20 protein-coding genes are annotated in these 21,880 nt (G+C 38.2%); 10 read left to right on the top strand and 10 right to left on the bottom strand.

Annotated features, from left to right (window positions below):
• The 8 genes from G4P69_RS20380 to G4P69_RS20345 all read left to right on the top strand — a co-directional run bounded on the left by G4P69_RS20380 (nt 1) and on the right by G4P69_RS20345 (nt 10,935).
• The gene (locus G4P69_RS20380) at nt 1–948 is read left to right on the top strand and encodes a hypothetical protein (protein ID WP_208345365.1); all 948 of its coding nucleotides are present in this window, start codon (nt 1–3) and stop codon (nt 946–948) included.
• The gene (locus G4P69_RS20375; RefSeq protein ID WP_208350976.1) at nt 945–3,578 is read left to right on the top strand and encodes a hypothetical protein; all 2,634 of its coding nucleotides are present in this window, start codon (nt 945–947) and stop codon (nt 3,576–3,578) included. Before G4P69_RS20380 ends, G4P69_RS20375 begins: the two co-directional genes overlap by 4 nt.
• Before the next feature lie 3 nt (nt 3,579–3,581).
• A complete protein-coding gene (locus tag G4P69_RS20370) occupies nt 3,582–3,974 on the top strand; it encodes a DUF4280 domain-containing protein (protein WP_208343034.1) in 393 nt (130 codons plus the stop codon).
• A gap of 512 nt (nt 3,975–4,486) precedes the next feature.
• Nucleotides 4,487–6,703: a hypothetical protein gene (locus G4P69_RS20365; protein WP_208343035.1), complete on the top strand. Its 2,217-nt coding sequence runs from the start codon at nt 4,487–4,489 to the stop codon at nt 6,701–6,703.
• 40 nt (nt 6,704–6,743) lie between these two features.
• The gene (locus G4P69_RS20360; RefSeq protein WP_208343036.1) at nt 6,744–7,778 is read left to right on the top strand and encodes a hypothetical protein; all 1,035 of its coding nucleotides are present in this window, start codon (nt 6,744–6,746) and stop codon (nt 7,776–7,778) included.
• Nucleotides 7,779–7,864: 86 nt separating this feature from the next.
• A complete protein-coding gene (locus tag G4P69_RS20355; RefSeq protein ID WP_208343037.1) occupies nt 7,865–8,746 on the top strand; it encodes a hypothetical protein in 882 nt (293 codons plus the stop codon).
• A 68-nt stretch (nt 8,747–8,814) separates the two neighbouring features.
• The gene (locus G4P69_RS20350; protein ID WP_208343039.1) at nt 8,815–9,540 is read left to right on the top strand and encodes a hypothetical protein; all 726 of its coding nucleotides are present in this window, start codon (nt 8,815–8,817) and stop codon (nt 9,538–9,540) included.
• A 75-nt stretch (nt 9,541–9,615) separates the two neighbouring features.
• Nucleotides 9,616–10,935 carry a hypothetical protein gene (locus G4P69_RS20345; protein ID WP_208343040.1) on the top strand — a complete coding sequence of 440 codons (1,320 nt, stop codon included), beginning with the start codon at nt 9,616–9,618 and terminating at the stop codon, nt 10,933–10,935.
• 19 nt (nt 10,936–10,954) lie between these two features.
• Here the strand turns inward: G4P69_RS20345 and G4P69_RS20340 are convergent, their stop codons facing one another.
• From G4P69_RS20340 to psaC, 6 genes are all read right to left on the bottom strand, one after another.
• A complete protein-coding gene (locus G4P69_RS20340; RefSeq protein ID WP_208343041.1) occupies nt 10,955–12,316 on the bottom strand; it encodes a hypothetical protein in 1,362 nt (453 codons plus the stop codon).
• 53 nt (nt 12,317–12,369) lie between these two features.
• Nucleotides 12,370–12,675, bottom strand: a complete 306-nt coding sequence (locus G4P69_RS20335) for a hypothetical protein (protein ID WP_208343042.1) — start codon at nt 12,673–12,675, stop codon at nt 12,370–12,372.
• Nucleotides 12,676–12,683: 8 nt separating this feature from the next.
• Nucleotides 12,684–12,845 carry a hypothetical protein gene (locus G4P69_RS20330; RefSeq protein ID WP_208343043.1) on the bottom strand — a complete coding sequence of 54 codons (162 nt, stop codon included), beginning with the start codon at nt 12,843–12,845 and terminating at the stop codon, nt 12,684–12,686.
• 83 nt (nt 12,846–12,928) lie between these two features.
• Nucleotides 12,929–13,051 (bottom strand): hypothetical protein, encoded by a 123-nt coding sequence (locus G4P69_RS39340; RefSeq protein WP_313890552.1) that lies wholly within the window; start codon nt 13,049–13,051, stop codon nt 12,929–12,931.
• A gap of 162 nt (nt 13,052–13,213) precedes the next feature.
• Nucleotides 13,214–15,085, bottom strand: coding sequence for a glutamine--fructose-6-phosphate transaminase (isomerizing) (gene glmS / locus G4P69_RS20320; RefSeq protein ID WP_208343044.1), 1,872 nt, complete (start codon nt 15,083–15,085; stop codon nt 13,214–13,216).
• A 209-nt stretch (nt 15,086–15,294) separates the two neighbouring features.
• Complete coding sequence (gene psaC, locus G4P69_RS20315; protein WP_016878077.1) at nt 15,295–15,540, bottom strand: photosystem I iron-sulfur center protein PsaC; 246 nt, start codon at nt 15,538–15,540, stop codon at nt 15,295–15,297.
• Between the two features lie 247 nt (nt 15,541–15,787).
• Between psaC and G4P69_RS20310 the strand changes: the two genes are divergently transcribed.
• Nucleotides 15,788–16,144, top strand: coding sequence for a DUF6464 family protein (locus tag G4P69_RS20310; RefSeq protein ID WP_208343046.1), 357 nt, complete (start codon nt 15,788–15,790; stop codon nt 16,142–16,144).
• Nucleotides 16,145–16,164: 20 nt separating this feature from the next.
• On the opposite strand, the gene fmt is transcribed toward G4P69_RS20310, so the two are convergent.
• Nucleotides 16,165–17,172 (bottom strand): methionyl-tRNA formyltransferase, encoded by a 1,008-nt coding sequence (gene fmt, locus G4P69_RS20305; protein ID WP_208343047.1) that lies wholly within the window; start codon nt 17,170–17,172, stop codon nt 16,165–16,167.
• Nucleotides 17,173–18,135: 963 nt separating this feature from the next.
• Between fmt and G4P69_RS20300 the strand changes: the two genes are divergently transcribed.
• The gene (locus tag G4P69_RS20300) at nt 18,136–19,491 is read left to right on the top strand and encodes a hypothetical protein (protein ID WP_208343048.1); all 1,356 of its coding nucleotides are present in this window, start codon (nt 18,136–18,138) and stop codon (nt 19,489–19,491) included.
• Nucleotides 19,492–19,600: 109 nt separating this feature from the next.
• On the opposite strand, the gene minE is transcribed toward G4P69_RS20300, so the two are convergent.
• From minE to minC, 3 genes are read right to left on the bottom strand one after another with little or no spacing between them, the layout of a single operon-like run.
• Nucleotides 19,601–19,900, bottom strand: a complete 300-nt coding sequence (gene minE, locus G4P69_RS20295; protein ID WP_208343049.1) for a cell division topological specificity factor MinE — start codon at nt 19,898–19,900, stop codon at nt 19,601–19,603.
• Nucleotides 19,901–19,933: 33 nt separating this feature from the next.
• A complete protein-coding gene (minD, locus tag G4P69_RS20290) occupies nt 19,934–20,743 on the bottom strand; it encodes a septum site-determining protein MinD (protein WP_208343050.1) in 810 nt (269 codons plus the stop codon).
• 52 nt (nt 20,744–20,795) lie between these two features.
• On the bottom strand, nt 20,796–21,752 hold the full coding sequence (minC, locus tag G4P69_RS20285; RefSeq protein ID WP_208343051.1) for a septum site-determining protein MinC: 957 nt from the start codon (nt 21,750–21,752) through the stop codon (nt 20,796–20,798).
• Nucleotides 21,753–21,880 lie beyond the last annotated feature (128 nt).

The raw sequence follows: 21,880 nt of genomic DNA, 5'->3' as shown, positions 1-21,880 counted from the left end.
ATGCCTTATAAATTAGTTCAAACAAGCCCCGGAAATGTAAATGTGACTAGTAACCTAGAAAGTTTTTGGTTTTTTTATAATTTTAACGTAGACCAAGGAACCAAAAAAGTTCAGATTGAGAGAGGTTATTTTGCAGCCTATATTTCTCAAAAATCTGGAAAACCTTTCATTCAAAGTCTGTACGGGGACTCAAATGAAAAAAAAGAAGATTTATACCGAAAATTGGAAATTTCTAACGTTGCAGAGCAAAAGATTAGTATAAATAACGCTCGATTAGTAGATAGTAGATTTTCTCAATTTAGTAATGAAGTGTCGCAACTACATCTTTTTGATTTTTCTGACGAAAACGAACATAAAAAAGAGTGGATAGACACCAAGGGATGGTCACCAAAGTTCACAAATCCTACTAAAAATGATGATGGTAAGTATTTTCTTAAGCAAACATTGTCTTTTGGTCAAGTAAAAGACCGCTACACATACTGGTTGTCTACACAAGCTACTGCAAAGGGAACGGAAAGATTTGCTTTGGCAGTACCATTTATAGCAAGCTCATTAATGGGAACTATCCTTGCGCTACACCAGCAAGATTTACCTAAGATTCAAATTTCAGTGGATGAAAAGTCTTGGCCATATCCAAGTGGGCAAGAATTGCCAGGAGCAATCAAGGGTTTTATGATGGTAGCCGAAGGAGCTTTTAAAGCTATTGCTTTAAATGGGGAAGTTGATAATTTGATACAACAAGTTACATCAGATAAACCTTCTAAGGATATTCTTGCTTACCTTTCTCAGATAATTCATCGTTATCCTACGCCGATCTCACGAACTATAAATACAGCTCCCGTTACAAGTAGTAATTCAGTTGTACCCTCAAGTCCCGAACTACCAATAGAAGTTCTTTACATGGAGGGGCTTAATAGTACAAACCATGTTGAGATGATTATCAAATGAATAAAGCGATTGTAGAAGTTAAAGAAAAAAAATATTCTGTTGATCGTGTTTGTGTAGTCCTAAAACTGAATTCTGGACCGCTAATTCATTTAAGATTGTCTGAGAAATTAGACAGCACGGAAAGTAAGCTATCCAAGGAAGAAATTTTTAAGCAGGAATTTCTTGAACATATATATAAAGAAGAAGAAGGTAGTTTTCAATGCCAAGGAACAACCCTGAAGTTTATATTAGTAGGATATAACACTACAGAAGCAATAACATTTGAGTTAGTTGGCTTGGTTCTCAAAAAAGAGGCAATTGATTGGTTCAATGAAAATAAATTTAAAGATAAGAAACAAGATTATTTAATTTATCAAAAAAGCAACGGGGGAAATAGTTGGCCTTTTTTCAATAAGGTTTTAGGAGAGAAATTTGAGACACCAAATCAGGATTTTATTGATAAAATTAAGTTATTGGTTCCAGAAAATGGTTGTATTTGGAGATATAGAGATTCTAACAATTTTCATTTTTTAAACAGAGCTATAGCCTTTGCCAGCAGGCATTTACCAGAAGTTCAAGGTTGGTGTGCTTTTGATGCTGAAAAACCCCTTCGCTTGATTCTGTTTGAAGAAAAAAAGCAAGACAATTCAATTCCTAAACTCGACCAAACATGGAATCCATCGTCTCTCTTCTTGCCGAATCGTTATAGTTGGAACCGGTGGCTAAATAAGTCTTGCAATTTATCACGCGATATTAATATTAAGACTGGACAAGAAATAGCTCTAATTAAAGAACTGGTAAGTGATGGTTCTAACGGTGAAGATGAACAGAAAGGGAAGAATTTTCAATCTCAAAATCCAACCCGATTATTATTCGCTCCTGGAACAATAAAAATAGGTGACAGAAAGATATTTTGTCATACGGTGAGTTATGAGTTTAAGTTGTCAGGATTTGAAGATAAAGATACTCCATCAGTCACTATCAAAATAGAGCTAGATTATCCAGAGCGTCAAATTGGAGATAACGAAGTAGTAAACTTACGGTTGCCTGGAAAGTTTAAAGCTTGGGAAAAAGAAAAAGATGAAGAAACGAAAGTAAAAATAGCACCCCCCGATCTTAACACTTGGGGAATTATAGACGAAAAAGACCAAACTATAAAATCTGGAGATAATGCGGTTTTATATACTCAGATATTATCACCTACTTACTCCAACAAAAAATATAGTGGTATCTACATCAAGCATGAAAAAGACGATGAGATGATTATAGATATTCAACCCTGTGGTATTCCTTTAGTATTAGGTTCTGTCCAAAAATATCGGAAAGAATTAGAAAAAGCAGATATCACTCTTTGCGGGGAGAAATTAGCTATCTCCGTTTCGCCACACAATCAAAGTTTAGCAAGTGCTGAAGCTATTATTCTAGATAATTCAGAAATTAAACTTAATCATGGGAAGCAAATTTTGGGACAAGCCCAGCAAAAAGTTGATTTATTATCCCAAAATATAGAGCTTGGCTCATCACAGGTAGAGATAAATTCGGCAGAAACAAAAATTAATTCTGTGGTTAATGTTTCTTTTCCTTCTCCAAAGATTCCGACTCCAAACATTCCCATTAGTGCAGTAGTTCGTGAATTAACTTCTGGTGAAATCCCTGGAGCAGGCGATCGCTCAACAGCTAATGGATCAAGCAATAACTCCGCAGGTACTGGTGCAAATAGTAGCTCGGCAAGTAATGGCGGAAATACTAGCTCGGCAGGAATTACTGGAGTAGCTGCAACTGTTGGTGGTGAACATTCTCCTACTAATATAAATCAGGGTGACAATTCTAGCAAATCTTCTAATCGCTCTTATCCTAGTCAGAATATTCAGTTATTCAAACTAATGAACGATTCGAGTATTCAAAAATTTGTTAAGGAAGATCAGAAGAAAGAATATGCAAGGCTCATACATACATTACCGCAAAGTCTCGAAAATTTAGACGATTTAGAAAAATTTTCCAACGTAGCTAATCAAATTTATAATACCTTTGATTTTGCTCAACGCGACCGAGAAATGGAAGAAAAAGGAACAGACGAAATGGGACAGTGGGCAGGAAAACTACAAGCAGAAATATATGAACAGAGAGATAAAATGTTAAAAGATAACCCAAATGAAATAGAAAAATATAGTTTGCAGAATCAATTCAAAAAGAATTTTCCTGATGAAACCATCCCAATAGAACTCCAAAAAATAGATATTGATCCTAAGCTGTTAATTTTCACCTCATCAACAAAAAAAGATAATGATAATCCAAACGACTGTGGTAAGTTTGCCAATAAATTGTTCAACATGAGACAGGAACAGATTAAAAAAACAGCAAACAATAGTGAAAGCTCAAAAGATATCCAAGAAACCAATAAAATAAAAATTGAATACAAAGACTCGCAAGATATACCCTTTCCACATCATTATAAAACATCATTGACTGGTAACGGTGAAGATTCCCCAATATATACTCTAGAAGCAAATACGGGTAAACCTTTCCTATTAAGTCCTGAGCTTCATAAATATAACTCAAAAGCAGATTTTGAAGAACAGCAAGATCAATCCGTTAAGGAGGTTAAATGGACACGCATGAGCGAGAACATTAAAAATCACAATGGAGTATAGAAAATGGCGAAGCTTGTAGTAATGGGAGCAATGCTAAATTGCTCCTTTGGAATAACACCTAGTTCTTTAATAGTTATTCCCAAAGGAACGCCAACCATAATAGAGGGAAAGCCAGCAGCAACAATCATGGATTACGCTCCCATAGCAAATATTCCTCCCTTTGGGATGTGTACTTCTCTGGCAAATCCAACAGTTGCTAGCGCAACAGCAGCTGCTTTCGGAGTACTAACCCCAATGCCTTGTGTTCCAGTTATTCCCGCTCCTTGGGTACCTGGCACACCAACCTTCTCAATTAATACTCCTCCAGCTCTCAATGATAATTGTAAGTGTTTTTGTACTTGGGGTGGGGTGATCCAAATTACTTATCCGGGACAATCGCTTGTATCAGTACCTTGAAAAAAGTAGAGCGCCAAAGCTTCCAGGAGTTGGGTGAATGTTTCAAGTAAACTATGAAGCCTAAAATAGCTGTACTTAGTGTTTGATATATCTTTCAGAGATTCTGCGGCGGGTGACGAAGTGGCGATCGCTGCCTAAACCTGTTTTAGGTAACTTAAGCATATCTGCAATAATTGCTACAGAATGCTGCTAAACCAGGTAAATTACCTACAAAAAGAAATTTTATTTATATCATTTGACTTATTGATAAAATTTGCGTATACTGAACACTTGTTTGTGCTATACTTTAAAAATTTACAATAGGTTAACAGACAAAAGTTTTTTTGTTAATGCAATAACTCAGTATTTAGCTGTTTTAGTATATTTTAAATTTTTAGTGAATGCTCTCTAGTTTGCTTCTGTGTCTATTGTACCAAATCACGCGAGAAAGTTAACCCGAAGCTGACCTAGTATTTTTATTCAATTAGCTGCTCAATTTCGGAAATTGATTATTTAGCCTTGTAGTAAATTATATGAATAGAACAGAAAAAATTAACAGCATTATTCTCAAGCGCAAGCCTTTGGATGAGAAACTAAAAAAAGTGCAGAATAACGTCGTGCTGCTAAACTCAGAAATTAGCAAGCTAGAAAAACTGCAACAGACTACAGCAGAAAAATTAATTGCTCTTCAGAGCGATCCTAATTTTCTTCAAGCTTTGAGGAAAGTCGATTTTTCTGATATCAAAAAACGAATTTCCCTTGAACTGAAGAACCTAGAAAAAATGAGGCGTCGTTTTGCCCGCAACAGCTTGAACTTGGGGGTAGTTGGCATAGCTAGACAAGGGAAGAGCCGCTTACTTCAGAGCTTAACTGGACTATCAACCACCGAAATTCCCGATAGTGACAGAGGATTCTGTACAGGTGCTCGTTGTACTATTAACCATCGTCCAGAAATTGCCACGTATGGTATGGTGTTTTTTCATTCCGAGAAAACATTTCTTAATGAGATCATCAGACCCTATTTTGAAAAGCTCCGCTTAGGAGATGCGCCTGAGAGTCTTGAAGAATTTGCGCTACCCCTACCTCCTTTACCAGAGGAAATTGCGGGAGATTCTATGCTCTACAAAGCACAGTACAGATATTTAGAAAAGTATCACAACCATCTCGAAGAATACCGATCCCTGCTGCTGGAATCACAAAATAAACAGATTCAAAAGCATGAAATCAGAGAATACGTTGCTCAAAATGACTCTGAGGGAAATGAAAATTATTTTAAATACATGGCAGTCCAAAAAGTTGAACTGTTTTGTGAGTTTCCTAACACAGATATTGGTAAGATTGCCCTAGTAGATATGCCTGGTTTGGGAGAAACAGGTATTGGCGCAGAAGAGCAATTGATAAAAATTTTGGGTGAAGAAGTCGATGCTGCCATTTTTGTCCGGTTTCCAAAACCACCGGGTGGAGACTGGGAGGCGAAAGATGTGGAATTGTATAGTACCGCCAATAAGGCTTTGCGTCTGCCGATCAAAGAGTGGTCTTTCATGGTTCTAAATAGACATGATAAATTTGATAATCTGGGATTATGTGAGTACTTTGCGAAAAGCTTAGATAAACAAGTAATAGAAGTTGTCAAACCAGCCATTATTGCTAACTGTGCCAATACGACAGAAGCAAACACAGAGATTCTTGATCGGATTCTTGATTACCTAATCCAAAATATCGAGCGTCTGGATCGAGATTATTGCAACTTTTCTTACCAGGAACTATTGCGGATTCATAATGCTGTGAGCATTGAAGTTGAAAAAGCTCGTAAAGCATTAGGTGTTCCATCAATGATGGGTGATGACGCTATTGAAGTGCCAGACTTTAGACCACTATTTGAAAATGTTTGGGAACAACTCACAGACAAGTTGGAGGAATTACTCAAAGAGCTTCAGCAAGGTGGTTACAAACAACAAATAGCCAAAATATATACTGATAAGATACAAGAAGTAGAGACATACTGCTGTGAGAGTATGCCTGCTACAATACCAGCAATTGCCCAAATCGAGAAGACGCGAAATACTAAAGGTGGTTACGGTGCTGCTTACGTTATTTATTTACATAAATGTCGCACCCATCTTTCACGACAATTTTTAAAAATTGATGATGGGCTAGAGTCATTAATTGATGATGTGAAATTAGAAGTAACAAATGTATTATTGTCTGAAACAGGAGGGATGTTAGGTGGTTTAACAGATAAACAAGGAAAAGAATTTCTAGAATATATGGCAGAAACTTTGCCAGACAATCCTTATCTGCAAAGAATTAAAGAAGGATTTGAAATAATATCCAATTTCAATATTTCTTATCGTAATTTGTTTCAACATCGAATTCGTCAACATCTCGATGCACTAACACCTGATCGAACAGCTGGTCTTAATGATAAACCGACAGCGGAGGAAATTCAACAGAAGCTTGAATTTTTTTACAATAAAGCGGTGTCTGAATGTGTTAGCGAATTAGAAAAATTTTCATCAGAGCCTGGAGATGCTGCTTTTGGAATTGTAGAAGAATTTGTGGATCAGGTACTGCGCTCTGACAATGCAAAAGGTGGATGGGAACAAATTTATTACTATGCACGAGCGCAAGTTTGGGGGAACAAATTTGCTGAAGAGAGAAAGCTCAATGATATCCGCAAAGATTGGCTAAACGCAGTTGAACGCATTGCAGCTAACAATAGTAGAGAGTCTCTAGAATTTCTTGACTAGAAAGATTAGTTAAATTCGAAGCAAAGGAGCCAATAAATAAATGACAGAAGAGAAAGCCTTGAAAGTTACTATGCTTGGTCCCACTGGGGTAGGGAAAACAAGTATATTGACAGTGATGCGTAAAGCAATGGATCTGGCAGTTAGTGATAGTGTTCTAAGATTAAATCCTGGCAAGCCTGATGATGAATTTGCGAAACAAAATGCTTTAGGATTGTTTCAAGAGTATGAAAGGAAATTATCTCAACTGATTGATACTAAGAATTTTACTGTTCAAGGAGGACTTGATGGCAGTAATCAGAATACAGAATTTTATTTCTACCTTAGTAATTTAAAGGGTAGTAAGAATACTTCAAAATTACTGCTGGAATTTCAAGATTATCCCGGCGGTTGGATATTGCCTAACGATTCAAACCGTTCTACAGTTGTCGAGTATTTAAAGAACTCACCAATTACTATCATAGCAATTGATACTCCTGCTTTACTTGAAAGAGACGGACAATATCATGAACCCATCAATATGAGTACTGATATTGCGTACTTATTGAGAGAAGCTTACGAAGCAGACAATAATCAATCTCCAAAAAACAGGTTAGTGATATTAGCTCCTGTAAAGTGCGAAAAGTACATGCAAGCAAATCAAGCTGAAAGAATCCATATAGCAATAAAAAAACGTTACCAAATACTTCTTGGGGATTTAAAGATCAGAAATCCGGGTCATGTGGCGGTAGTTATTATACCAATTCAGACAGTAGGTGGTGTGGTTTTTTCTTACATCGATAAAAGGCAAAAAAATCCTGGAGAAATACCACCTTTTTGGTATCAGCAAAGAAGCAATCCTAAATGGGAAACTGTTAATGCTGAAAAGCCATTGCAGTTCATATTAGCATTTATTCTTAGAAACTATCTTCAGGAGAAACAACAAAAAAGAGGATTGTTAAAGTTTATCTATAATTGGTTAGATATAGATAAAGAGCTTAAAGAAGCTGTTACACATTTTGCACAAAGTTCAGTTCAGAAAGCCAGTGAAAAGGGTATTGACTTGATACAAGGTGACAATTTATTAACTGTAAATTAGTTATCTTTTTTATTTAGTGTGCCATGACCCACTGCGTTATTGCTGAAAAGATAATTATTGTATAGATACTTTAGGAAGTATAAAGTATGCGTATATACGTAGAAAGCCGTACAAAGAATAGAGATTACTACTGGGTAAGTCAGTCAACAGAACCAGAACAAGAGCTTAATGTTCCGAGGATTATCCAATCAGTTACTAACTTTAATGGAGACAAGGATTTAAAACTAATTCACGAGTCCGAACCCTCAATTGTTTTATTGCGATCGCAAGGTGAATTACTATTACTGGTGTCTGGGTTGCGAACAAAACGCCAAGATAAAGACCGTCGTTATATTCGTAACTCCATAGCTTGGATCACTCAAGATGCAAAGGAAGAACTAAAGCTGTGCAAGATTGCAGCATTAGTCTTAAAAAATAATCTGCAAATTCTTGAGAACGTGGTGCCAGAGCAGTCTGATAGTTCTGATGACTACTTTAAGGTTAATTGGCAGGATATCGAAAATTTAATTCCACCAAATATCGAAGCTCCAAGTAATTCTCCACAAGAAAACGGCAAAATTGCACTTTTTTCAGAGCAACGCCTGCAAGAATTAGGTGATAAACTCGAAAGATGTTCCCTTCCTGCAAGAGATGGGGCGTTAGTTGCTGTGACGAAAGGATTTAAACCAAAAGCCATTTTTGTCAAAGCTAATGTCTGGCGTGGTTTATCGAATGATACTACTATCAATCCAGAAAAATGGCACGACATTCATTTGATGAAAGATAGTTCTCCCTCTGAACAAAATAAACCTGCTAAAAATAATGGAGAAAAGAATTTAGACCAAGTTGTAAACGATTTTACGCAAATACTTCCCGAATCTTTTCGAGAAATTGCCAACGATCTTTTGTCTAATTTTCCAAAAAATTCCGGACTATTTTTTTTAATATTCATTGTAGCCATCGCTTTTTTTATTACTAGAAGATTCTGAAAACTTCTTGTAAAGTTAGGAAATTTAATAGATACTGGAATTTCTATCAATTGGTTCAACGTAATTAAATGAAGATTTATGTTCAAAGCAGTGGTCGAGAGCATGGTTATTACTGGTTAGCAAAGGGAGAAACTAGATTCGAGGCGGGGAAAATTCATAATTTTCCTATATTTCAAAAGACGAGGTTTTTGATTAATCCTCAAGATTTTTCCATAGTTTTATATCGTTTAGAAGGTAAACTACTACTACTTCTAACTGGTTTGAGAACAGAGCGACAAGATCGGATGCACCGGTATATAAGTAATTCTATAGCGTGGATAGGAAGTAATGATGATGAAATAATTATGCGTGAAATTTCTGCATTAGTGTTAAATAATAATCTTCAAATACAAAAAATACTAAATTACGCAATAGTTAATTCTAAAGACCCTCGTGAATTTGAGGTTCATTGGACAGCGATTGAGGGATTGATTCAAGTAAGTAGAACTACTTATCAATCTCTTCCTCACCAAGAATTACAAGGTAAAATAGCACGTATATCGGATGCTCGAAAACAAGAATTGGCAGAGACTTTGATGAAATACAATCTTCCTCTAAGAGATGGAGCATTGGTAGTTGTAACAACCGCTAGTAACAAGGATATTCTAGAAAAATCTCGTGTCTGGCGTGCTTTATCAAGTGATAATACTCTCGAAGAGTATTGGCAAGCAACTTCTAAGAATATTTTTCAGGAAATAGCTTCTATTATTTCAAAATGGTTACGCAATTTAAAGCGAATTTTTATCAGCAACTAGTATCCCTTATCAGAAAATTTTATAATTACCGCCTCTAAGAAGACAATAACTTATGAATAATGTGGGGAGTCAAGTATGGATATATACGTAGAAAGCCGCACAAACCATGTTGACTACTACTGGGTGAGTCGGTCAACAGCACCAGAAAAAGTAAATAATGTTCCGAGGATTATCCAGTCAGCAACTAAGTTTAATGAAGATAAGGATTTAAAGTTAATTCACGAGTCCGAACCCTCGATTGTTTTATTGCGATCGCAAGGTGAATTACTATTACTCGTGTCCGGGTTGCGAACAAAACGTCAAGATAAAGACCGTCGTTATATTCGTAACTCCATAGCTTGGATCACTCAAGATCCAGAGGAAGAACTAAAGCTGCGCAAGATTGCAGCATCAGTGTTAAACAAAAATCTGCTACTTCCTGAAAACGTAGTGTCAGAGTCGCCTAATAGTTCCGGTGAGTACTTTGAAGTTAATTGGCAGAATATTGACGAGTTAAGTAGAGAAAATATCGAAGCTACAAGTGATCCTCCAGAACAAAAAGGCAAAATTGCACGTTTTTCAGAGCAACGCCTGCAAGATTTAGGCGATGAACTAAAAAAATACTCGCTTCCCGCAAGAAATGGTGCATTAGTTGCTGTGACAACAGGCTTTAAACCAAAAGCCATTTTTGTCAAAGCTGATGTCTGGCGTGGTTTATCGAATGATACTAGTCTTTCAGATGAGTGGGAACACATATCACAAATTCCCACTCCCATAATTCCACAAAAACCAAAGCTTAACAGAAATTTATTAATAGGCTTAACAGGGGGAGCAGCGGTAGTCGTCATAATTTTTATTTTATTGATAAGACTAGGAAGCGAACCGCCATCAGTTTGTCTGGAAGCATTCCCTAAGTTTACATTTAAACAAGGCGCTCAACCCCAAAATCCACCAACTGAAGGTACTGATGTTAAATTAGGAAGAGAAATATTCATATTCCACAACAAAGATAAAACAGAGTTCTGGTTTAACAATAGTGATAGTAAAAATAATTATATTACATCTATAGTTAACAACTTACAAGAAATTTTAATTGCAGCAAGCAATGAACTAAAGTTTCAAAGTAATATAAAAGATACTTCTAAAGGAAAAATTGATCTTGATACTAAGTTAGCAATTTATCATTTTCAAAAAGCTTATAGTGAGGGCAATCCACAAAATAAGATAAACACATCAAGTAATGTAGATACTGCTACGTGGAATGCTTTAAAAGAAAAGACAAGCAAGCAACATGATTCTTGGAATAATTTAGAGAATACTATATGGGAAGATTGGATTCAGCAGAATAAAGGCAATAAAGCATCTGCAAAAGATGAATTAGAAAAATTTTGTTCAAAGCGCACAAATCAAATTTAAATGATATCGAATTCAAAAATTATCTCGCTCCAACTGCAATAAACTCAAATCTTATACCAGCCATAGGTGTCAGACTTATATCTGAATTACCAGGATAGTTTTTTGAACCAAAAATATCAGATAATTTAATCTCTATAAATCTAAGGATGACGTTTTCTTCTGTTACTTCAATGTTTATTGGGTTATTAAACAATTTATTTGATAGCTCATGATTTTGGGTGATGAATACTGTAGGAGGTTCACTAAAAGGAATATGAAATTTGATTTCATATTCGCCAGCCTTCTTCATTTCAACATCAAAATCTGAACCGCGAAAAATAAATTTTTGCTCTTGTTTTTGTGCTTCGAATCCTTCGGGAAAAGATCCTCTGAGGATCATCAGATTTTCACGCGCTCCAGGAACATAGAGACTAGCACCCAAACCTAGTTTTATATTACCGTTTACTTCTAGCTTTTCGTCGCCAGGTTCCTTATTAATGCCAACAGTTTTACCTGTTTGACGGTAATAAATGCCATGTTTATCGCTTTCCCATTGACTATCTTGGCTTTCAAGAGAAAAAGCTAATTTATCTTTAGTAATAGTCTTATCTTTAATCTTGTCTGCAGTAATAGAATCATTAGCAATTTTAGCGGTAGTAATTGAACCATCTGCTAATTCGCTAGGTAACTGTTCACGCTCCCGCTCTTCTCCCAAATCAATAGTTTTAGACATAGTTATGTTTTCTTTTTCCCTTATTGGTTCCCAAAAGCTTTTAAGTTCTGTAAGAAAATTTAAAAACCTTGATTCTTTTAATTCTTCTAATAGAGACTGTTCCTCTGCTCTTTTCAAGTTAATAAAAAAGACTCTTGTGTCGTACTTGCGCTCGTCAAACAGGTTTTGATTCTTCTTAAAAAGGAATTCTAATTTCCTCTTAAAATACTGGGCATCACTTTTCAAGTCTTCATTGTCTTCATCACCATTGAATTTACTCGTATCTATGATACAAAAAAAATTATTTAAACTAACCTCTTCTTCAAATAAGGTATAGATTTTCTTCAGAAATATTTCATCTTGCTCCTTTAACAAATAGTCACTGCCCAAAACACAAATAAATATGTTATTTTCTGTGCTATTCTTATAATTTTCAAAAATTTTAAGTTTTGATTCAGTGTTTTTATTATTTATGTCTATTAATTTCAAAGCGCTCGGATCATCACTTTCATAAATGAGTATATTTCGTTCTGTATCATTATTTATATTATCTTCATTAAACAGATTTTTTATAGTTCTTTGAGAAAAAATTATTTTTTCTTTTTCTGCGAAATATTTTCTGATTATCTTGATTAATTTATTTATTAGCTGCTGATTGTATCCAAAAAAAATCGTACTCTTATTGCTCATTTAGAATTCTCCTAATATTTTAAACTCATCTAGCTTCAGTGGTTAGTTCAATTTTAGAACATTGACTCCTCATTTTCAATCACTGCATTGATTCTTTCTACATAACTTTCACGGAATCCAGCAACTTTCATTACTTTCCAACAGACAATCTCTTCTCCACAATCATCAAGCTGCTTGATTGCCCACTTACTTCGGCGGATCTGAAACTCTTCTATAGTTTCCGTCACTGATTTCAAATAAACTTTTGTTAATGGCATCCGCTCAAGATGCTTTTCCAGTAGTGCCAACAAACCTATAGTTTTTCCTATCCTGCTAATGGTGATTCTAACTGGTTTGTCTGTATTCAGCAGTGATCGCACAGATTCCTTTACTTTTTCGAGAACTTATGGTAATTTTGGTAACCTAAGCTGCCGAGAAGCTGGCAACGCTGGGCATAAATTTCTAAGTCAGTTACTTGAGGACCCGAACGATTAGCAATTCCCCACTGCCATAATTCTCTAGATATTGGGAGAACATCATTAGCTATCATTGCCTCATCTCTTTGATAGTTATTTTGGTAATGTTCATTGTTGTGGTATAGAATTATTTTGATTACAATTTCAGTAAATTGCTCTATGTCAAGCTTGCTATGAAGCCGATAGTCTCTTGTAGCTTTGATTTTAAAATATCTGCTATCTCAAGCAATTCATCAATATTTATGTCTGCGGTTGCTTCTAACTTATAACTAGAATGAATCCATTCAACATTCTTTACTAGGAGAATAGGAATTTCTTTTTCTGTTCTTTTCTGGTTCTAACCATAAACAGAATCTCCTACAGGTGAACTTATTACTCACCCATAGGAGAAATTATATAACTTTATTATTTTTCCACAGGGTAAAGCTTAAGAGGCTACGTCCTACTCCACAGTTACTGATTTTGCAAGGTTTCTTGGCTGGTCGACATCCAGACCGCGACGTGCTGCAATATGATAAGCCAATAATTGCAACGGAATCACTGTGAGTATGGGTGAGAGTAACTCATCTACAGATGAAACAGGGATAATATCGTCAAATATTTCTGCTGCTTCTCCTTCGTTGTGGGGAGTTACACCAATTAAACGAGAGTCACGGGCTTTAGCTTCTTGGGCGTTAGAAATTACTTTTTCGTAGACACTACCAGGTGTTGCGATCGCCACTACTGGTACTTTAGCATCTAATAAAGCGATAGGACCATGCTTCATCTCACCGGCTGGATAGCCTTCAGCATGAACGTAACTAATTTCCTTTAATTTCAATGCTCCCTCTAAAGCGATGGGGAAGTTAATACCTCTCCCCAAGAAAATGAAATCTTTGGTTTCTTCAAAGTCATGAACTAAATGTTCAATATAACGCTCCTGACTTTCCAAAGTCGCCTCAATTTCTCCAGGAATCTGCCACAACCCATCAATAATTTCTTGTAATTTAGTTGTAGGAACAGTCTGCTTACGATAAGCCAAATCCAATGCCAAAGCGTAAAAAGCCATCAGTTGAGCAACAAAAGTCTTCGTTGCCGCCACACCAATTTCAATTCCCGCCAGAATATTAATATAATGAGACACCATACGACCTAAACTACTTTCAGGGCGATTGGTAATCCCTATCAACCGCGCTTGATACTTCGGCTCTTTCTCGCTACGACGTTCTTTTTCCATCGCTAAAGCTGCCAAAGTATCAGCCGTTTCACCCGATTGCGTCACACCAATAGTAAGTGTATTCGGTGTTAAAGGTGATGGTGCGTAGCGAAACTCAGAAGCATACTGCACCTGAGTGGGAATTCCTACTAACTGTTCTAGTAAATATTTTCCAACTAATGCCGCGTGCCAGCTAGTACCACAAGCGACGATCTGAATTTGCTCTAAATCATTATAAAATTCTGTAGGTAACCCCAGAGTAATGGGAGAATCAGCTACATTACCATCATTTTTAAAGTAAGCTTCTAAACAAGCTCTTACAACTCCTGGTTGCTCATAAATTTCTTTGAGCATGAAGTGCTTGAATCCTTGCTTTTCCACCATTGTTGGATTCAAGCTGAACACGCGGGGGTGTTTTTTCAACCTTTTACCAGCAAAGCTGTAAACCTCAACACCCAAAGGTGTAAGCCGTGCTATTTCCCCATTTTCCAAAGCTAGCATGGCCGGTGTATAGGTAATAATGGCTGGGGTATCGGAGGCGCAGAAAAACTCGCCTTGTCCAAAACCAACAACCAAAGGCGCTTGTTGACGAACAGCAATTAACTCGTCGGGATGGTCAGCAGAAATCACTGCAAGGGCAAACGCCCCCTCTAGTTTGTTAACAGTGTGGAGAACTGCGTCAAGTAAGTCGGAAGAGGGTGAGTCTTTTAAGAATTCAGCAATGAGGTGAGGGATGACTTCGGTATCAGTATCAGAACGAAATTGAATTCCTTTGGCTTTGAGTTGCTCGCGTAACTCACGGTAGTTTTCAACAATGCCATTTTGCACCACCGCCACACGCATTGAGGTATCTGTATGGGGGTGGGCGTTGTATTCCTCTGGTTTACCATGAGTTGCCCAGCGTGTGTGACCAATACCAATTGGTGCGGGAATTTCGACTTGTTCTAACTTAGAACGTAAATTGTATAGTTTACCCTTTGCCCGAATACAATTAATTTCTCCTTCCCATATCGTGGCGATTCCGGCAGAATCGTAGCCTCGATACTCCAACTTTTCTAGCCCAGATAGCAAAATCTCGGTTGCTGCTTGGGTGCCAATATAGCCGACGATCCCACACATGACTCACACCACTCCATTGTCAGGTTCCTCTCTGTATTGTTGTTAGCACAAAGAGAGCTTTTTAGCAAAGAAAAAAAGAAGAGATTATTGCTCAGTTATTAAGTTAGTATCAATTCTTACAAAAGAATTCAGGATTCAGGAGCCGGGAGTCAGAATGAAAGAGTAATTCTGACTTCTGACTTCTGACTCCTGACTCCTGACTTAATTTCTTAGTAAGCTAGACCCATACTACGGGTGGTTTCAGCTCCTAAGTAAACCCTTATGCTTAAAAAGTCTGTAGGACAAGCTGTTTCACAGCGCTTACAACCAACACAGTCTTCTGTGCGGGGTGAAGAAGCGATTTGCTGCGCCTTACAACCATCCCAAGGAACCATTTCTAGCACGTCAGTTGGACAAGCGCGAACGCATTGGGTGCAGCCTATGCAGGTATCGTAGATTTTTACGGTATGAGACATTAAAAAAGCTCCTTTCCAAGTTGTTCTTTTGGTGTGAAAGAATCATAATCAAGGCATAGTTTACCGCAGTGGCTTAGCGTCCGTAATCAAAAGGCTACAGAACTTTAAAGAATGTAATAACCGACGGGAAAGTTTAAGTCTTTATGAAGTTAAACCGGGGAATTTGTTCCCTAACCCCCATCGCCTGGTTTTGCTCGTAAGCAGGTGCGTTACCATCCTAGTAATGTAAACCTAATTACAAAAGCTTATGGAGCCAAATTCTTTATCTACCGAGGTGATTCTAACGCATCCACGTCAATCCCTTGGTAGCATACGTCTCGATTGGACCCCACAGCCGGGAAACTATCTTGATCTTGAAGGCAAAACGTATGCGGTTTTAGAACGCCGTCACCGCTATCAGTTGAAAGCAGGACGCTACTGTTTGCAAAAGATCGCTCTTTATGTACAGTCCGCTAAACAACCAAGCGAAAGAAGCCTTTTCCAAGGACGCTGGGTTATTGGAGATGCAAACTGCCGTTACAATGCTCATTCAGAGATCATTCGTTGTGCAGTTAACCCAGACGGACCATGTATGAATTGCCGTCTTTATGAACAAGCATTGTAGAGCAACATTTCTTAACATTTCTAAACACCACCGTTGTTGAAAACTTCCCCAACTGCTAATCGCGCACCATTCACAAAATCCCATCCCGACTGGGGACGTTTACCAGCCAGCTGAACTTCTCGCAACAGCAATAAACCTTCCCCAGTTTGTGCGATCGCTCCCATTCCCTTGGCAATGCTTACCACTTCTCCTGGTTTACACGATTCCCTCGACAGATCGGGCAATTTATCGACCAACGCCCTTAACTCTGGCGTGAGATCCAGGGCAAAAGCAGTGCCAAGGGGAGCAGTAGCAGTAATTTTCAGCGATTGGTTGCGAAAGGTGGCATTACAGTTAGGGTAAAACCCTCTGATTTGATTATGTAATGCAAGAGCGCTCTTTGACCAATCCAACCAATAATCTTCCTTTTTAATTAAAGGAGCATAAGTAGCTTCAGAATTATCTTGGGGAATTGGTTCAATCTCGTGACGTTCGAGCTTTAACAAAGTTTCTATTAATAAATCTCCACCGACATGAGCCAGCTTTTGCGCCAGATCGTCAGCATTATCCAACAATCCTATAGGTGTGGTAGCTACTAGCAACATTGCACCGGTATCCATCCCAGCATCCATTAACATTGTGGTAATACCAGTTTGGGTTTCCCCATTATACAAACACCACTGAATAGGGGCTGCACCGCGATACTTCGGTAATATTGAGCCATGTACGTTAACACAACCCAGTTTAGGCATATCCAAAATTTCTTGAGACAGAATTTGCCCATAAGCAACCACTACAAAAACATCTGCCCCTATTTGTTTTAGTTGATTTAAAGTTTCTGCATCTTTTTTTACCCTTGCTGGTTGCCATACAGGGATGTTAAAAGATTGGGCAAGCAATTTTACCGGTGAAGGTGTAAGTTGATTTCCACGCTCCCGGCGCTTATCTGGCTGAGTAACAACTGCTAATACCTCGATTTCTGAGTGATTGATCAATTTTTCTAATGTCGGTACAGCAAACTCAGGAGTGCCAAAAAATACTACTTTCATCTAAAAAATTGGGTGGTAATTTACAAAAATGGAGTGTAGTGATTAGTGTATTTTTACACACACAGATGGATTTCGTTGTTTGCTCCTGGCAAAACAATTTTGTTTTGATGGAAGACAAAAGGGCTTCGTGGAGATATAATGTATTGATAGTTAAATTGGCTAAAAAATCTGCATCTACTTCTACCAAGCCTAGCACCGCTGCGCGAAAGTCACTCATGAGCCAGTGCGTTGGGCGGCGTGCCGCTCTTGTTGCACCTGGCGTTCAAAAGTCAAAAGTGTCATAAATCAGCCCTTTTGTCTCTTTGAAATCGTTGCTTCATTTACGCAGATCTGTGCTAGTACATTGGCAATAATACTTAATCTAGTTTATATAGATTATCTGTGGCGAGATATAAGGTGTGCAAAAACAGAAATCATTTTCACCTGAATATCTAACACAGCGCGAGACCAGGGAAAGAAATATTTCAGGTTTTTTCAATAATTTTTGCGGGATTGCATTGCTCTCTCCTGTATCCACATTTGGTGACTGACCCACCAATACCTTTGTAAATAAAGCCCTCCCAACTTAAAAATAAAAAAAGCTGACATTATAAGCTTTTCATTCTCGTTCGTAGACGCCCACAAGTTTTCTTGCAGGAGTTGGTTGATTTACTGACGTTTTTTCGGTTTTCAACCATATTTTAGTAGTTAAAATCATCATTTTCTCGGCTTACCTATTAGTGATATAGCTGTACCATAGTAAATAAATTTTTGCTCAGCTAAGTGTTTTTTCGGTGATTTTTGAAGGACAGTATGGTGATAAATAAATTACATATAACACGGAATTGTTTTGGAGTTATGGGAAATTGTTAATTATTTCTAGAAAAAAATTAGTTCTCTGTTATACATAAATAATCATAGCCTCCTCCATTGTTGTATAGGCATTATTCCTCGCACAGCCACCACCCTCTAGAGAGCCAACAAATGCTTAAACACCTTTTTATATCGGGATGGTTCCGCGTAAAACCATACCTCAACTATATTGTTGTTATCATCATAATTGCACCCCTAGTGGCTACATCAGGCAGCTCTACCTCAGCGATACAATCACAAGAAGTAACTAAAATTGCTTCTAGTACAGCAGAACTGAGAACTGTATCAACAGAAACGGCTGCTATAGATGAACCTGAATCAAATAAAGTATCGCTGGTATCAAATGCGGCAGTCGAGACAGAAAGCATTTTCCCTAGAGTGAATGAGAGAACTATTAGTCGCGATGCTGCTCAACAGCAACAACTATTACAAGATGAATGGGAGCTTTTTTGGACAGAACAAAATGAAACTCTTTCTAATAAAACAACTAACGATGATCCCTTAGCAGCAGTTGAACTAGCACCACTAACAAAGGAAGCTGTTTCTGAATCAAAAACGTTATCTGCTAGTCAACATGATTTAGTGCAAAGATTAAAAACTGCTCAAATCCCGACTCGTTCAGTAACTACAGAAACTACTGCTTTATCAAAACAAGAGGTGCTGACCGCCGAATCATTAAGAACATCTAAAGTCTCTCCTTTACCAGAGGACTCTTCTCCAAATTCCACCAGATCGGTTGCTGTTAACCAATCTAATCAGGAGCAAGCTTCCCAACAAGATCCTTTAGGAAGTTCTTATCCTATTCCTTGGCAATGGATACAGGCGACTCAGGAAGCTATTAGTTCCCGTAACGGTCGTGGTACGCGGTATTATCGTAGTTTGCCAGTGGTTTCGCCGGATGGTAGATATGCTATTTACAGCCGAGTCCAGCTAGAAGTCGAACCAGAAATGTACAATAGCCGGGTCACAAGCGTTTTATTTGTAGAAGATAGGCAAACTAGGAAGTTGCAAGTTATTAACACAACTTCTGCTATGAGCGATCCTTTATTAAAGAGTAGGAAATCTTCTCCAGATAGAGATAGAGCAGGGGCTATTGGTGTACTAGTTCCTGTAAGCTGGTCGAAGAATGGTGCTTGCTTCTTAGCACGTAAGTTTGAAGGAGTAATGAATACCTCGGATCTTACAGATCACGCAGTGATTTGGGATCGCCAAAAAAACCACACCAGTACTGTTGCTCCCTCCCCAGGAAAAAATGATCAGGAAAAAATAGCAGTTTTGTTAGGCTGGAGTACAACTCATCCTGACCATGCATTATTCCGCGCTGGTGAAATGGGAGAAGAGAATTGGTCTTTAGTAACAGTTGCTAGTGATGGTACAAGTATTACGGGGAATGAAGCAGATCAACCGATCACTTTTGGTCAAAAAGCTAGAGAACTTTGGGCGGAGCCATCAGTAGCTTATCGTTAAACAGTTATCAGTTATCAGTTAGCAGTTACCAGTACCAGTAGCAGTTATGTTTTAACACTGCACCATATAGCTTGATCACTGATAACTGTTTACTGTTCACTGATATGAGCTATTCTGATTTTTCGCTAACATTTACCTCAGACTCAGATTCTTTAACTCGACGAATAGGTAAATTGGCAATCAAGGCGGTGGTACGTTGATTGCTTTCTAGGGAAAATTCTAAACCCTCATTTTCAATTTCTACATAGCGACAGACAACTTGTAAGATTTCTTGCCGCATTTTTTCTAAAATTTGAGGGCTTAGATCAGCGCGATCGTGGGCAATAACTAATTTCAGGCGACGTTTAACGTGGTTACGACTGTTTTCAGAACTGCGAAAAAAAAGTCGTTCTAGAAGTTCGAGAATCATTGCACCTAGGTATGCTCCAGACGAGATGAGGAGTTAAATAATCTTTGTCCACAACAGCTTGCGGAGGCGGGAAAAGATGCTGTCACTATTCTGGGAGTCGATTTCAAGAAATTCGACTGTTTCTCCTTCCAATCTACGAGCAATATTCTCAAAAGCTGTAGAAGCAAGAGAGGGGTTCTCTGCTAATACTAAGGGTTCGCCCCGATTGGTAGAGACAATAACGCGCTCATCGTCAGGAATAACTCCTATCAATGGAATTGCTAGAAGTTCCTGAACATCTGGCACAGACATCATATCATTTACCCGTACCATTGCAGGTCTAATACGGTTAATTATTAAATGAATATTCTTGATTCCTTGTGCTTCTAATAACCCAACAACACGGTCAGCGTCTCGTACTGAGGCGATTTCTGGTGTGGTAACTATTAAAGCTTCTTTGGCAGGAGCAGTGGCGTTTTTGAAACCCATTTCTATTCCTGCTGGACTATCAACCAAAACGTATTGATACTTTTGTGCTAGTGCATTTACCAATAACTTCATCTGGTCTGGATTGACCGCATCTTTAGTACGGTTTTGGGCTGCAGGTAATAGTACTAGGTTGGGCTGACGCTTATCTTTGACTAAAGCTTGTTCTAGGCGACACTCCCTAGCCAAGACTTCAACAGCAGTGTAAACGATGCGGTTTTCTAGCCCTAGCAGCAGATCTAAATTTCTCAGCCCAAAATCCGCATCAACTAAAGCAACTTGACGCCCCATTTTGGCTAAAGCCATGCCCAGGTTGGCTGTAACTGTGGTTTTACCCACTCCTCCTTTACCGGAGGTAATGACAATAATGCGAGTCATGATAGAAACGCGCTCGATTAGGGATTAATAGAAAATATAGAACAATAAAGATTTACAGTTCTTGATTGATCTTACTGAATTGAATTCTGGAAAAATCAATAGCCCTAGTGATACGAATTCCCTGTGGCGTAATGTGAGCCACTTCAGGATAATACTGCATCGGCGATTTTTCCGGAGCTCTGGCGACAGCATCTGCGATCCGCAATTGGGTTGGTTCCATTTGCAAAGCCATGATTATACTTTCGCGATTGCCACTAGCGCCTGCATGGGCAATTCCACGTAGTCGTCCCCAAACTAAAATATCTCCATCTGCAACTACGATACCACCTGGATTTAAATCTCCCAAGATAATTACAGGCCCTGGATGGCGAAATTCTACACCCGAACGCACTGTCATTTCAAGATAGAGAGCTTCTGCTAGGGGTTTGGTAGCTTTTGCTTCAGAGGAGAGCGAAGTTTCTGGCTGTAGTTGTTCTACAGAATAGCCTGAACTAACAGCAGCAATCGCAGTTTGACGGCGACTGGTAGAAACTGATCTTAGCTGCATTTGAGCTTCGCTTAAGGTTTCGGCAAGTTCTTGTAGTTGTCTACCATCTAGCAAGCGATTTTGTGCTATAAGATGCACGCTTGTGTTTGGGGAGAAGAAGCGATCGCGACCTAACAGCCGCAATTTCACCTGTTGCCAAATCTCTGACCAATTGTTGTCTGATGGTGGCACTTGCAATTCTGTTGGTAAAATTAATAACAGTTTTTCTCCTTCTGTTTTAAACTGAACTTGGATATTGTTATTCACCGTATTTTCTGGTAGCGGTGAATCAAAAAATTCTATATCTGATTGAGCAGCATCTGACTTTAAATAACTGATGACAGAATCTATTTCTGCATCAGGAAGTATAGGATCTGACTCTACGTCAGTATGTGTAGAAGTTTCTTCTACATCAGAAACAGTAGAGATATCAGACAGGTTCTCGTTTGACTCTATATCAGAGATGGTAGAATCAGAAGTCATGCAGCATTAACTAAGTATGGGAACCGCGTAATTACTTAATGATAGATGAGTTGGGTTTGGCAAGGACAAGATTTTAGGATATTGGGGATTGGGGCATGGGGCATGGGGCATGGGGCATGGGGCATTGG

Origin of the sequence: Aetokthonos hydrillicola CCALA 1050, assembly GCF_017591665.1 — a bacterium.
Classification (GTDB): domain Bacteria; phylum Cyanobacteriota; class Cyanobacteriia; order Cyanobacteriales; family Nostocaceae; genus Aetokthonos; species Aetokthonos hydrillicola.
The sequence above is the reverse complement of the archived record's forward strand: the minus strand, read 5'-3'. Positions and strand labels throughout refer to the sequence as shown.

What these genes read in the sequence shown, in the direction of transcription:
- G4P69_RS20340 (WP_208343041.1), bottom strand. Translation starts at nt 12,316, where the DNA reads ATGAGCAATAAGAGTACGATTTTTTTTGGATACAATCAGCAGCTAATA.
- G4P69_RS20365 (WP_208343035.1), top strand. Translation starts at nt 4,487, where the DNA reads ATGAATAGAACAGAAAAAATTAACAGCATTATTCTCAAGCGCAAGCCT.
- G4P69_RS20330 (WP_208343043.1), bottom strand. Translation starts at nt 12,845, where the DNA reads ATGATAGCTAATGATGTTCTCCCAATATCTAGAGAATTATGGCAGTGG.
- G4P69_RS20350 (WP_208343039.1), top strand. Translation starts at nt 8,815, where the DNA reads ATGAAGATTTATGTTCAAAGCAGTGGTCGAGAGCATGGTTATTACTGG.
- G4P69_RS20380 (WP_208345365.1), top strand. Translation starts at nt 1, where the DNA reads ATGCCTTATAAATTAGTTCAAACAAGCCCCGGAAATGTAAATGTGACT.
- G4P69_RS20310 (WP_208343046.1), top strand. Translation starts at nt 15,788, where the DNA reads ATGGAGCCAAATTCTTTATCTACCGAGGTGATTCTAACGCATCCACGT.
- G4P69_RS20360 (WP_208343036.1), top strand. Translation starts at nt 6,744, where the DNA reads ATGACAGAAGAGAAAGCCTTGAAAGTTACTATGCTTGGTCCCACTGGG.
- glmS (WP_208343044.1), bottom strand. Translation starts at nt 15,085, where the DNA reads ATGTGTGGGATCGTCGGCTATATTGGCACCCAAGCAGCAACCGAGATT.
- G4P69_RS20375 (WP_208350976.1), top strand. Translation starts at nt 945, where the DNA reads ATGAATAAAGCGATTGTAGAAGTTAAAGAAAAAAAATATTCTGTTGAT.
- G4P69_RS20370 (WP_208343034.1), top strand. Translation starts at nt 3,582, where the DNA reads ATGGCGAAGCTTGTAGTAATGGGAGCAATGCTAAATTGCTCCTTTGGA.
- psaC (WP_016878077.1), bottom strand. Translation starts at nt 15,540, where the DNA reads ATGTCTCATACCGTAAAAATCTACGATACCTGCATAGGCTGCACCCAA.
- minC (WP_208343051.1), bottom strand. Translation starts at nt 21,752, where the DNA reads ATGACTTCTGATTCTACCATCTCTGATATAGAGTCAAACGAGAACCTG.
- minD (WP_208343050.1), bottom strand. Translation starts at nt 20,743, where the DNA reads ATGACTCGCATTATTGTCATTACCTCCGGTAAAGGAGGAGTGGGTAAA.
- G4P69_RS20355 (WP_208343037.1), top strand. Translation starts at nt 7,865, where the DNA reads ATGCGTATATACGTAGAAAGCCGTACAAAGAATAGAGATTACTACTGG.
- fmt (WP_208343047.1), bottom strand. Translation starts at nt 17,172, where the DNA reads ATGAAAGTAGTATTTTTTGGCACTCCTGAGTTTGCTGTACCGACATTA.
- G4P69_RS20300 (WP_208343048.1), top strand. Translation starts at nt 18,136, where the DNA reads ATGCTTAAACACCTTTTTATATCGGGATGGTTCCGCGTAAAACCATAC.
- minE (WP_208343049.1), bottom strand. Translation starts at nt 19,900, where the DNA reads ATGATTCTCGAACTTCTAGAACGACTTTTTTTTCGCAGTTCTGAAAAC.
- G4P69_RS20345 (WP_208343040.1), top strand. Translation starts at nt 9,616, where the DNA reads ATGGATATATACGTAGAAAGCCGCACAAACCATGTTGACTACTACTGG.